Annotated in this window: 13 protein-coding genes; 4 read left to right on the forward strand and 9 right to left on the reverse strand. The window is 43.2% G+C overall.

Annotated features, from left to right (window positions below; all coding sequences use genetic code 11):
- The first annotated feature begins 29 nt into the window (after window positions 1-29).
- Window positions 30-3,014 (forward strand): cadherin repeat domain-containing protein, encoded by a 2,985-nt coding sequence (locus tag LPH68_RS17250; protein WP_087318896.1) that lies wholly within the window; start codon window positions 30-32, stop codon window positions 3,012-3,014.
- Window positions 3,015-3,393: 379 nt separating this feature from the next.
- Here the strand turns inward: LPH68_RS17250 and LPH68_RS17255 are convergent, their stop codons facing one another.
- The 6 genes from LPH68_RS17255 to LPH68_RS17280 form a co-directional block, all read right to left on the reverse strand.
- Window positions 3,394-3,843, reverse strand: a complete 450-nt coding sequence (locus tag LPH68_RS17255) for an N-acetylmuramoyl-L-alanine amidase (RefSeq protein WP_151923504.1) — start codon at window positions 3,841-3,843, stop codon at window positions 3,394-3,396.
- A gap of 3 nt (window positions 3,844-3,846) precedes the next feature.
- On the reverse strand, window positions 3,847-4,170 hold the full coding sequence (locus LPH68_RS17260; RefSeq protein WP_004314756.1) for a hypothetical protein: 324 nt from the start codon (window positions 4,168-4,170) through the stop codon (window positions 3,847-3,849).
- 258 nt (window positions 4,171-4,428) lie between these two features.
- A complete protein-coding gene (locus tag LPH68_RS17265) occupies window positions 4,429-4,953 on the reverse strand; it encodes an HU family DNA-binding protein (protein WP_151923505.1) in 525 nt (174 codons plus the stop codon).
- Window positions 4,954-5,143: 190 nt separating this feature from the next.
- Window positions 5,144-6,505, reverse strand: coding sequence for a replicative DNA helicase (dnaB, locus tag LPH68_RS17270; RefSeq protein WP_009040791.1), 1,362 nt, complete (start codon window positions 6,503-6,505; stop codon window positions 5,144-5,146).
- A 16-nt stretch (window positions 6,506-6,521) separates the two neighbouring features.
- Window positions 6,522-7,142 (reverse strand): hypothetical protein, encoded by a 621-nt coding sequence (locus LPH68_RS17275; RefSeq protein WP_151923506.1) that lies wholly within the window; start codon window positions 7,140-7,142, stop codon window positions 6,522-6,524.
- 576 nt (window positions 7,143-7,718) lie between these two features.
- On the reverse strand, window positions 7,719-7,994 hold the full coding sequence (locus tag LPH68_RS17280) for a DUF4248 domain-containing protein (RefSeq protein ID WP_151923507.1): 276 nt from the start codon (window positions 7,992-7,994) through the stop codon (window positions 7,719-7,721).
- A 279-nt stretch (window positions 7,995-8,273) separates the two neighbouring features.
- Here LPH68_RS17280 and LPH68_RS17285 point away from each other — a divergent pair, with 279 nt between their 5' ends.
- Window positions 8,274-9,536, forward strand: a complete 1,263-nt coding sequence (locus tag LPH68_RS17285) for a putative DNA modification/repair radical SAM protein (protein ID WP_015532529.1) — start codon at window positions 8,274-8,276, stop codon at window positions 9,534-9,536.
- Between the two features lie 193 nt (window positions 9,537-9,729).
- Window positions 9,730-10,503 (forward strand): TIGR03915 family putative DNA repair protein, encoded by a 774-nt coding sequence (locus tag LPH68_RS17290; RefSeq protein WP_117684260.1) that lies wholly within the window; start codon window positions 9,730-9,732, stop codon window positions 10,501-10,503.
- Window positions 10,504-10,590: 87 nt separating this feature from the next.
- On the opposite strand, the gene LPH68_RS17295 is transcribed toward LPH68_RS17290, so the two are convergent.
- Window positions 10,591-11,259: an MgtC/SapB family protein gene (locus tag LPH68_RS17295; RefSeq protein WP_087318901.1), complete on the reverse strand. Its 669-nt coding sequence runs from the start codon at window positions 11,257-11,259 to the stop codon at window positions 10,591-10,593.
- A 175-nt stretch (window positions 11,260-11,434) separates the two neighbouring features.
- On the opposite strand from LPH68_RS17295, the gene LPH68_RS17300 reads away from it, so the two are divergent.
- Window positions 11,435-11,800 carry a DUF2809 domain-containing protein gene (locus tag LPH68_RS17300; protein WP_117811035.1) on the forward strand — a complete coding sequence of 122 codons (366 nt, stop codon included), beginning with the start codon at window positions 11,435-11,437 and terminating at the stop codon, window positions 11,798-11,800.
- On the opposite strand, the gene LPH68_RS17305 is transcribed toward LPH68_RS17300, so the two are convergent.
- Complete coding sequence (locus tag LPH68_RS17305; protein WP_009040788.1) at window positions 11,795-12,103, reverse strand: HigA family addiction module antitoxin; 309 nt, start codon at window positions 12,101-12,103, stop codon at window positions 11,795-11,797. The two genes, LPH68_RS17300 and LPH68_RS17305, sit on opposite strands and share 6 nt — an antisense overlap.
- 12 nt (window positions 12,104-12,115) lie before the next feature.
- A complete protein-coding gene (locus tag LPH68_RS17310; RefSeq protein WP_141409009.1) occupies window positions 12,116-12,430 on the reverse strand; it encodes a type II toxin-antitoxin system RelE/ParE family toxin in 315 nt (104 codons plus the stop codon).
- Between the last annotated feature and the right edge of the window lie 14 nt (window positions 12,431-12,444).

The raw sequence follows: 12,444 nt of genomic DNA on the forward strand, positions 1-12,444 counted from the left end.
TATATTATTAATGTAATTTTTAAGTAGTTATGAAGAAAAATTTTGTTAGGGTAATGCTTTTCGGGGCATTGACGCTTACAGTCAGTACAGTGGTGACAAGCTGTAAGGACTACGATGATGATATTAAAGGCTTGCAGGAGCAGGTCGATAAAATCACATCAACCAGTCCGGTAAGTACAGAAGACATGAAGAACGCAGTTGAAAAGGCAAAACAGGATTTGCAGACACAACTGAATGACTTGAGCGCACTTGTGGAAAATCCGGATGGTGAAAAAACTTTGAAAGAAAAAATCGCTGCACTGGAACAAGCTTTGGCGGATGCCACAGGCGATAAAGCTAAAGATTTGGCAACAAGATTGGCAGATCTTCAAAATCAACTGACCACTCTGCAAAAGATTCTCAAAGGTGAGGATGGTGTCAGTGGTTTGGAAAAGAAGATTGAAGAACTAGAGAATGTTAAAACCGTATTATCTGAACTGATTGCAGCAGAACAGGCATACATTACATCTGGTAAAAAGGATGCAAGTGCTTACGAAAGTACCAGTTTTGGGGCTTATGTAAACCAAGCTATCATAAATGCCCTTCAACACGAGGGAGACGACACTTCTAAATGGGGGAAAATTGCTCAATACGTAACAGAAGCTGTTCAGAAAGGTATTTCTACAGAGTTGAGTGGTATTAACAATTACCTGACTGCCCAGTACGGAGTGAAAACGACTTTGGAAACATTCGTGAAAGATGTTTATGAGAAGCTCTTTAGTGAAGAAGCCATCGGGAAACAAACTCAACTGGATAATCTTTTAGATGCTATCAATGCTTATGTAAGTACTGAAGAGGGTGCCGATTATAAGAGTTATGCGGATATTATCAAGCAAATTGATGATACGAAAAAACAATTGGCAGCACTCGAATTACCAGCAACAGGTACATTTAGCCAGGCGGTTAAAGATATTATAAAGAGCGAATCCGAACAAGTTGGCGGTGTTATAAAAAACCTTGAATCCAGACTTGATGCTGAAATCAAAGCTATCAAAGGTATGATTCAGAGCATCGTTTACATTCCGGAGTCTGCTGACAGAACTGTTAACTTCAATACTTTCTATGTGAAGTATGGTGCTGTAGGTAATGCAGACGATTGGAGTCCTGTACTCAATGCTAACGAAGTGAAAGTGAATTTCCGTGTATCACCGCAATCTGCCGTTGCTGAATTGATTAAAGGCGAGGAAGGAAAATACTTGATTGCTGCCGACTATCACCAATTGACTCGTGCAACAGGTACGCACTTTACGATTAAAAAGATAGAAGCTGTAACGGGCGAACCTAATGTAATCGCAGTTACTTTGGATGCCAGTACTGCTGATAAGAGCTATGCGGTAGCACTTACAGTAAAGGATAAAGGTGAAACAACCTTGAATGATATTACTTCAGACTACTTTGCTGCTGTGAAGGAGAATATGTATATTAAAGAGGTTGAATGGGTATCTGTAAATGCTGCTGCAAATGAAGTGGCTAAAAATGCAAGTATAGATTATAAGGCAACAGGCTCTTATTATAAGATGACAGTGTATTCGATCCTTAATAATAATGGTAGTGGAAATGTTGATGGGGAGCCTTCGGCTAAGACTAAGCCCGAAGAATTCGGTATCTCTGTAGATAATCTGTTCAGCGTGACTTTCGATGTAACTGGTGGTGGTGCTGCTAGCTTTACAATGAATGAAACCACCGGTGTATTAACAGGCAACGCTGGTGGAACGCTAGGTCATCAATGTCAGGCAACGTCTACTGTAAAAGCGAAAGCGCCTGCGGGTGTATTAACAGGTGATAAATCATTCACACCGAATACTTACAGCGGAACAGTTACATTGATCGATATACAGGATCCAACAACTATTGAACTTGCTGATCCGAGTACTCCACTTGTTTGGCATAAAACTATACAAAGACTTGCATTGAATACCGAGAAGGTTAATGAGATTAAGACAGCTTTGGGTAGTATTGCTAATTTCAGTGGGTGTAACTTTGAACGCATTGCTCCGGCTGATGTAGCATCGGCATCAAACACTCCTGTGGCGGAAACTCCGGATATTAAATTTAATGAGAATAGTGGTAATCTTGTATTGGAGGTTCCTGCAGGTGCCACTTATACAGGTACGGTGACTACCAAGATTACAAATACTACTGGTCATATTAGTATTGTATTGTCAACAGATGTAGATATTAAGTATCCTGCAGAAGCTGATTTTACATTGGCTAACTCTAATGCTTGGGATGGAGCCAAGGCTATATTGAATCTGGTGGAAGCAGGGGATCCAATAACTGCAGTGACAGCCGAAAGAGATCTGAAAGAACTCTTCACTAACTATGAGGATTTTGTTGGTAATGGAAGTGATGGTAAATTGACCTCTCTTGGTGGAAAATTTGAATTCTCTGTTGTAGGTGACGTTCCGACTGGTGTAGATCTTGATGCAGCTACTGGTGCGCTTTCAGTAGATAAAACTTATAACGGTGCTGCTGCTGGCTTTAGCGTAAAAGTAGAAGCAAAATGTGGAGAGAAAGTTATTTCTACCAAAACAATTCCTGTTGTATTCAATACTGCTAAGATGAATGGTACATTTGATTACAAGGGTACTGATGAAGGTAAAGACAAGCTGGCATTTAATGTATCTTCTGCTGCTACAAGAGAAGAGGGTGTTGAGGTATCAAAAGCATTAGTATGGAAAGATGCTTCAACTACTCCACGTCAGCTTTGGCCTTCTGATGGTGCTTCCGCTGCCTATAATAATAGCTCTGGTGCAACTATATTTGGCTTCACTGTAGCATTTGAATTGGTAGCTGGTGAAGATAATGGTAGCTTTGATCTGAACCCCACAACCGGTAAGCTTACATTGACGAGACCGACTGATACCCAGGGCACTAAGGCTATGACAGTCAAAGTAAAAGCTATTCCTACTTCTCCGTGGGGAACGGTAGAACCTAGAGTAGTGACTGTGACAGTTGCCGAATGGGTAGACTAATAGGATAGAGAATCTCATAATATATTATATATTGAGAAAAAACAAATAAACCCATTCTTCACTTGTGTGTGAAGATATTTTTACCCCAGAACAAAGCGAAGGACACAGCTTGTGAAAGTCCATCCTTCCTCTTTGTTCTTCTTTAGAAAAGGGATGCCTCCCACATTTCCCACAGGTATCCCTTTTTATTTTTACTCTCGGAGCGTCTTTTTGTTGTACTAGAATCAAATTGCTAGTCCCCCATTTCCCTATAGGTAAAGGAGGCGTTCCCAAGATGCAGAAAACCCGGGCTTGCGAAAGTCCGGGTTTTCTTGATTAATAACCAATAACAATTAACCAATAACAACTAATAATAGAGTATGTAAATGAAAAAAGAAACCTATTCTTTATCCCACTCCTTGCTCGCTTCGAAACAGGGACAAGCCTTGATCCACTCTTCCGGTTCAATCTCACCGTTTCCGTCAAGATCGGGACTAAGATCACGATGTCCGCAGACACGGCATCCCGGAAAATCCTTTAATAAAGTCAGGATAAGAACCCGTAGCGAGTGTTTCTGCCAACAAGTGCGCGTGTCTTTCGGCTGTCCCATGCAGTCCAGTCCGCCTTCGTAGCAGATACCGATACTTTCCCGGTTGAAACCACGGCTATGCGCACCGATCCGTTCTAACGGACGGGTAGACTTAATATCCCCGTTCTTACGAATATAAAAATGATAACCCACACCATTGAAGCCGCGGCGACGATGACAAACGTCCAAATCATGTTCGGTGAAAGATTTATCCTCGCGGGTAGCGGAGCAATGCACGACAATCAGATTAATCGTTCTCATGCGTTAGGCAGGTATTAAAGAAGTGGATGATGATGCAGATTCGGAACCATTGTTGCGCTGAATACACTCTTTATTGACACACTGTAAAGTGACAGCTTCCGAAAGTTTGCCTTTTAATGAAAAAATCTCCGAGTGCATTTCCTTCACACGGTCGCTCAAATCGAAATAATCCTTGAGCACCTTTTCGAGCTGTTTCATAAGGAAGCCATACTGCTCTTTCACTAGTTCGCTAAACTCTTTGACGTCCTGCATCATTTGCTGACGTTTTTTGCGACCTCCGAAAAAAGGGAGGATGGCTGTAATAATATCAATGATTTTGTCTAACATCTTTCTTGAATTAAAGATTAAAAATTAAAGATTGAGAATTGAGAATTAAAAAATAAGAGAAACTAAAAATAGGAAAACTAAAAAAACACGAGAATGAAAAAAATAGAGAAATAAAGAAAATGCGGGAAAGAGAAAAACAGAAAAACAGCAACCACATGGCAAGGAACCATACATGGATCAGTTCCTGAAACCATGTGATACTGTTTTTTCTAAGGATGAAGTTTCATTCTGCCAAAGAAGATAGTGCGGGCAGCCTATTTACGCTGCTGGGTCCGGTGCTTCTCCACCGCCCGGTTTATTGCCCCCCGAACCGCTGCCGGAACCATCGTCCGAACCACCGTTTCCGGAATCGCTTCCATCGCCCTTTCCGCCCAGGACGAAGTCCACGTTGTTTTCGCTTCGTGTACTCGTATGGCTCGAATTCATCAGCTTCAACGCTTTGTCGGCAACAAAGCGGACATTGACACGGCGGATGCTGCGCACCGTACAATCTTTCATAGTCTCCGTACCATCACTAGTCAGCGTGATGTGGAACGTACCCAATCCGTCAATCTTCACCTTGTCGCCCTGGGTGAGCGACAGACGCAACTGTTCCACAAATGCCTCGATGGTGTGTTTCACATCTCCGGCGGTCAGTGACGATTTACTTTCGATGGCGGTAGCCATCGTATCAACGTCCATCACTCTTACATTGCCCGATTTCTGACGTATGTAATACAGTAACGGAGCATCCTCCTGATTTACATACTTTCTGCGCTGATAGCGTTCTACTAATACATCCATAAATTTGAAAAGTTAAGGTTTAAGTGAATAATTATATGTTTTCTTTTTGATACTACAAATATACAAAATCAGAGAGGAGAAGTCAAGTAAATATGGTTTTATTTTCTCTGATAATATAAAAAGATTTATACCGGATATGTATCAATACTATTTTGATAAATTGTCTTGATTATTTATACAATAGATCGTTTTATTTAGCATGTTTTTCCAAATATTCCAATGGCGGAACATAGTCATATATTTTTGTCATCGACGGATTATGTCCGAAATATACATTCCCAGTCTCTCCATTACGCTGCTTGGCAACGATAACCACCCCCAGTCCTTCTGTCGGGTAACCGCTTTCCCGGTCGGTGACGACGCGTTGCATGGCCGGTCGGTAAAGCAACATCACGACGTCCGCATCCTGTTCGATAGCTCCGCTCTCGCGCAGGTGTGCCAGTTCCGGACGTCCTCCGGGGCGATTCTCCGACTCGCGGTTCAGCTGACTAAGCAGTACGACGGGAATATGCAGCTCCTTGGCTAGCAACTTGGCTTTCCGGGTGGCTTGTGCCACTTCTTGTTCGCGGTTGCGGTTGGCCTGCTTGGTAGCCATGTCGCAGAGTTGCAGGTAGTCGATAATAATTGCGTCACACTGATTGCGGCTCTTCAGTAGCCGGGCACTTGAGCGAATGTGATCCATGCTGACAGAAGTGCTGTCGTCCACGTAAATGGGGAGCCCCGACAGTTCTGAAGCTGCGGTGTGGGCATTTTCCATCTCTTGTGAGGTAGGTATTCCGTTTCTCCACCGGTAAGGATTAATGTTGCTTGCTGCTGCCAGCCATCGGTCGGCAAGGCGTTCCCCTTGCATCTCAAGACTGTAGACGGCCACCGCATTGCCCGCCATTGCCGCGCTGCGTGCCAGGTGCAGGGCAAAAGCCGTTTTACCTACGGAAGGCCGTGCGGCTATCACTATCAGATCACTATCCTGCAAACCGCCTGTTTTCTGGTCGAGTTCGGTCAGTCCGGTGGGGATGCCGGTGACGCCGTTCACGCTTTTGGCAATACGCAATTCAGCTTCTTTCAGCGTGTCGGTCATTAGGGTGTCCATGCAGCGTATATGGTCGTGGTGTCCGGATTCGCCTTCGAGACGGTCGAGCAGGTTGTGCGCGTCGATGAGGGTGTCGTCGATGTCGATTGTCTCATCCATGGCGCAGGTGAGGAGTTTGTTGAAGCCGACTACGGCTTCGCGTGCCAGATATTTCTGGTGGACGATTTGCGCGTGATACTCGATGTGGGCGGAGGAGGCTACCCGGCTGCTTAGTTGTACGATGGTATACGGCCCGCCTATCTTTTCGAGCACTCCGCGACGGGTGAGCTCTTCTTTGACGGTGAGAATATCTATCTTTTTGTTTGCCTGATACATAGCTATCAAGGCGGCGAAGATCAGCTGATGATGATCGTCGTAGAACATTTCGGGACGTAGCTTGTCGGCTACGAGTGGCAGGGCCTCCTGTTCTATCAGGCAGGCTCCGATGATGGCTTCTTCGAGTTCGCTGGCGTGTGGTTGCATTTCTTTTTGATGTTTTTTAGTCTATATATTCGTTTAAGAAGGCCTTGTCTTTCAGGTAGGTGGCGGCAAGGGGGATGAAACGTGTGTCGTTGGTGTGATAGTAGACTTCCTCGATGTGGTCGATGGCTGTCTGCTGTTCCTCTTTGGTGAGCTTGTCCCATTCGCGGTGGGCACGGGCGACGTACTGTTTGGGTTTTTGCATCGTTTCATGATATTTATCCCAGAAAACATCGAACGCTTCGGATTTTTCTTTCTTTTTTTCTTCGCGGGCTTCCGGAGAGATGCAGCCGGTCCAGAAATCATAGTTGTTGATATGAATGTGGAAGATTCCTTTCTGGTGCGGGATGATCTTGATAATGCCCTCTTCCTGGATTTTTTGAAAGAAGCGGAGGGTTTTGGATCGGCTCCATTGGAAGAGTTGGCTCCAGTGTTGCTGGCTGATGACGGATTCTCCGCGTTGGCATACAATGTCGATCTGCTGAATCTTGTACGTGGTTTCCGAGTAGTTGGCGTGTATCAGGACTTGGAGGAGCGCTTCCAGTTCTCCCGGAGCTTTATCGTTTATCTGGCGTTTTAACAGTGCTTTGGGAATCAGGATGTAGCCTTCGTGCAGGAGGTTTTCTGGAAGTTGTTTCATTGAGGCGTATTTTTATTTACTTGTTGTTGTTTGGGGTTATTCCCATGTGCATACATTGTCGGATGCGGCTGCGAAGGTAGTGTATGAATGGCTGTTCGTGCAAATCTTTTTTGGCTGGAATGAAGGTGTTTTGAACGGTATGGTGGTATTTGGGCTGTATTGGGGGCTGTAGGACGGAAATAATGTTGTTCTGTGTGACACCGCGCAGGTGTAAAAGATGAGATTGGGGGAATGAATAGAAAAACAGAGGTTCTGTTGGGATGAAACAGAGCCTCTGTTTATTAGAAATAGAACCTCTGTTTGCCGTAAATAGAGGCTCTATTCGGGGACATGCGGCTTTCTTTTTAGTATTTTTTTTAACAAAAAATCGAACAGCCAAACGAACACCCCCTGGAGGTGGCTCAACTGCTTGTCTGTCATGCGTTTGCAACGCTCGAAAAAAAGTAGGCGAACCACCAACCGAACATATATAAATACTAAAATATAATAATCTATATAATATAGTTCGTTCAACACGTTTTTTCTGTGTTTTCGGAGGTGTCAGGATGCAGTAAATCTTTACTTATGGGTGATGCGCTAACGTAGGATTATTTTTTCCGGTCCCCAGGTCATGAAAAGGATCTGCTGTTGCTTCGGACTTAGACGCGTTGTTTCGTGTACGTAATGTGCGGCTTTTAATTCGTCGAAGAGCTGTTTGTCGAGTTCTATTTCGTTTCTCATTCTTTTGCTGGCTGTGTCAGCGTTAGAATATTCGGGAAAATACTCCTGCGCTATGGCAGAGAAGGTTTTAAAACCATTGATAACCCATTCTCGTTCTTCCATTTCTTCTTCGTTTTCGTTTGGATTCTTCATTTGTGTAAAATTAAATTGTTTATTAATGCAACACTTCATGTGTTGACTTTGCAAAGTTAATGAAAATACATTTGTTATGATAAAATAATTAATTTATTTTGTTATATTATTTGATCTATGTAATAAAATATTGTATCTGGTAAACTCGTTTTGTAAGCGTAGCTTTTTGTATCATAAAATTTGACTTGTTTTGTATTGATATATTTGCTAAACTTTTTTTCTTCTATACGCGTCTCAAATTAAATCGTATATTTGCGAAAAGAATCAAGATTGGGAATTATGAACGAAAACGTCTTAGCTAAACTGAAGATACTTGCGGAATCTGCCAAGTACGATGTTTCCTGTTCTTCCAGTGGTACGGTGCGCTCCAATAAGCCGGGCACGCTGGGAAACACTGTCGGAGGATGGGGGATCTGTCACAGCTTTGCCGAGGACGGGCGGTGTATCTCGCTATTGAAAATCATGCTTACCAATTATTGTATTTACGACTGTGCCTACTGTATCAACCGGCGTAGCAACGATCTTCCCCGCGCCACATTTTCCGTTTCGGAATTGGTGGAACTGACGATGGAATTCTATCGTCGTAACTACATTGAAGGGTTGTTTCTTAGTTCCGGAGTAGTCCGCAATCCGGACTATACGATGGAGAGACTGGTGCGTGTAGCCAAAGATTTGCGGCAAGTGTACCGGTTCAACGGTTATATTCATCTCAAGAGTATTCCCGGTGCCAGTCGTGAATTGGTGAATGAGGCCGGGCTGTATGCCGACCGTTTGAGTGTCAACGTCGAAATTCCCAAAGAAGAAAACCTGAAACTCCTTGCACCGGAGAAAGATCATAAAAGTGTATTTGCTCCGATGAAATACATTCAGCAAGGTGTGTTGGAGAGTAAGGAAGAACGGCAGAAGTTTCGCCATGCACCCCGTTTCGCGCCTGCGGGACAAAGTACCCAGGTGATTGTGGGCGCTACCTCCGAGTCGGATAAAGATATTCTTTTTCTTTCGTCGGCTCTTTACGGACGGCCGACCATGAAACGTGTCTACTATTCGGGCTACGTTTCTGTGAATACATACGATAAACGTCTTCCGGCATTGAAGCAACCGCCTTTGGTACGTGAAAACCGGCTCTATCAGGCTGACTGGTTATTGCGCTTTTACCAATTCAAGGTGGACGAAATTGTGGATGATGCCTATCCGGATCTCGACCTCGAGATAGACCCGAAACTCTCGTGGGCTTTGCGCCATCCCGAACAGTTTCCTGTCGACATCAACAAAGCGGACTACGAAATGTTGCTCCGTGTGCCGGGAGTGGGAGTGAAGTCGGCGAAGCTGATTGTCGCCTCCCGCCGTTTTTCGCGACTGGGTTTTTATGAACTGAAGAAGATAGGAGTGGTGATGAAGAAGGCGCAATATTTCATTACCTGCAAAGAACTGCCTCTCCAAATGCTGACTGTGAACGAACTTTCGCCGCAACGGGTACGTAGCTTATTGCTCCCGAAACCAAAAAAGAAAGTGGATGAACGCCAATTACGACTTGATTTCTGATTTCTGATTTATGAATTCTGATTAAACGAATTACTAAGTATGTTGATTAGCTTATATAATAATTTAGGTACAGATTACACGGATTACACGGTTTTTAGTGTTGTCATTGCTGCAAAGAATCCGCATTAATCCCTGTAATCCGTGCCTAAAAATAAATCATAACCCAGAAATCATAAATCATAAATCATAAATCTTGAAATTTTTCGTTTACGATAAAAGCTTTGATGGTCTGCTGACTGCCGTGTTCGACGCCTATTTTCGCAAGACCTTTCCCGATGATTTGTTGTCGGAAGGAGATGCTTTGCCCTTATTTTATGATGAGTTGCATACCGTAGTCACCGATGAAGAGAAGGCAGGGCGTGTGTGGCGGGGATTGCAGAAGAAAGTCTCTACTTCCGCTTTGGGCTGCCTCACACAAAGTTGGCTGTCGGAGCTTCCGGAGGTAGGGATGCTCATTTTTCGTTATATCCGTAAAGCGATCGACTCACCCCGTTCCATCGAAACCAATTTTGGCGATCCGGACGTTTTGCGATTGGCGCAAATATGGAAGAAAGTGGATGGCGAACGTGTGCACCTGATGCAGTTTGTCCGTTTTCAGAAAGCTGCGGATGGTACATTCTTTGCGGCTTTCGAACCGCAGTATAATGCGCTTCCTCTTACCGTTCACCATTTCAAAGACCGTTTTGCCGATCAGAAGTGGATTATCTACGACATGAAACGCCGTTATGGTTTTTATTATGACTTGCAGGAGGTGACAACCATCTCGTTTGATGATGACAGCCGTGAATCCCATCTGATTACGGGGATGCTGGATGAAAGTCTGATGGACAAGGATGAGAAACTTTTCCAACAACTCTGGAAAACTTATTTCAAGGCCATTTGTATCAAAGAACGTATGAATCCGAGAAAGCACAGGCAGGATATGCCTGTACGTTATTGGAAGTATCTGACGGAAAAGCAGAAATAGGGTTTCATCTCTTTATATTTTAGAATTAAAATACTCCTCCTTGTTTCTTCTGCTTTTCTTGTCTCTATTGTTTTTTTGTAAAGGGACTTATTCAATTCGCTGCACTGTTACCTCCGGAAACTCCTGTATCAATGAAAGTAAATGTCCTTCATCGTTATTTCGTTTCGACTTGATGACCATACTCACTTGATAAAACTCTGCTTCGCCCTTATGCAACGTTTCCATCTCGTAAGAGACTATCAGGTAGTCTTTAGAGTTGAATCTGTCCGCTATCTGTTTCAGAGTGTTTTTGTTGGAAGTAGAGAAAGAAACCATCGAGCTTTTCATTCCGATGCTTTTAAACAGGTAACTAAGTAATTCCAGTCCGATGAGGGTCAATACCATGGCAGCAATGCCGATGGTGTACATTCCTGCGCCTACTGCCAGTCCGATACCGGCAGTTGCCCAGATTCCTGCGGCGGTAGTCAGTCCGCGTACAATCTGCTTTTGGAAGATGATGGTTCCCGCACCGATAAATCCGATACCACTGACGACTTGAGCCGCCACACGACTGGGGTCGAGCGTGACACTGCTTTCTTTTATAATCTCCTGAAATCCGTATTGGGAAACAATCATAATCAGGGCACTGCCTAGCGATACGAGGAAATGAGTGCGGTATCCGGCTTCTTTGGCACGGTATTCACGATCCAGTCCGATGATCGCCCCCAGTATGCCGGCGACCAATAAACGAATGACGAAATCTATGTTCAACATCATGTGTTCAATCTCCTTTCTGTTTTTTTATTGTTTGTGGAAAAATACTTGGAACTATAAATATACAATTATTTCTCTTTTATGGATCAATCATTTAGTAATATTTGAACGTATTCGATCTATTTTATCGTATATTCGCAGACTCAAATGAATGTTTAACCCTGTGATTGAGTGAATAATGAAGAAAAGATTTTTTTATATAATCAGCTTTCTGCTGATCTTTTGCATCGAGGTATTGATAGCTTTGTATGTGCGTGACAATTTCATACGTCCTTATGTCGGAGATATGCTGGTGGTAGTGCTGGTGTATAGTTTTGTGAGGATATTTCTCCCGACAGGAATTCCGCGGATGCCGTTTTATGTCTTTCTTTTTGCCTGTTTTGTGGAAGTGCTGCAATATTTCCGGTTGGTGGAAACATTGGGGATCACGAACCGTGCAGCCAGAATCATTCTGGGCTCTACGTTCGATTGGGCGGACATAGCTTGTTATGCGGTGGGATGTGTGTTTATTGTTTTATTCGAGCGTATTGGCAAGAACTCATAGCAATGAGGCACACATTTTTCGTATTTCGTTTAATCGGTTTGAAAGTGCTTTCTTTTCACGTGCCAGAGCCATATTATATCGTGCTTGCATATTGATGAGTAGTTCCGGATTAATGTTTAGAGCGGCTTCTATCATTAATGCAAAATCACTGGTAATAGGTCTTTTCCCATTTAAAATTTCATTAAGCATTGTATAGGGAACTCCCAGAATTTCCGAGAATTTCTTTTGAGAGATTCTGCGACATTCCAATTCTTCTTTCAATATATCACCTGGGTGTGTTGGTAATCTTTTTATTGTATCCATAATTTAATCTTTTTATTGATAATGATTGGTTATATCTGTCACTATGCAAATGGTTAATATGATTTCTGTACCTTCAGTGCGAGTTTTAAATTCCAGTCGATAGTGATAGTCTATGCGAATGGAAAAGTAGTCCGCACGGCCTTGAAGAGCTTCGAAGTTCAGAGAGTTGAAGACAAATAAATCTTCTATTCGGGTAGCGGCGATTAATGTGTCGATACGCTTCTGGTATTTTTTTATAATAGCCGCATCAAACCGATATTTTTTGCTTTTACACTTGCCATTCTCATATAACTCTTTTAGATACTCTTTCTCATATTCTATAATCATATTCCGTTTGTTTC

The sequence above is a fragment of the Bacteroides sp. 1_1_30 genome, from assembly GCF_020982715.1.
In the GTDB taxonomy this organism is placed as follows: domain Bacteria; phylum Bacteroidota; class Bacteroidia; order Bacteroidales; family Bacteroidaceae; genus Bacteroides; species Bacteroides xylanisolvens.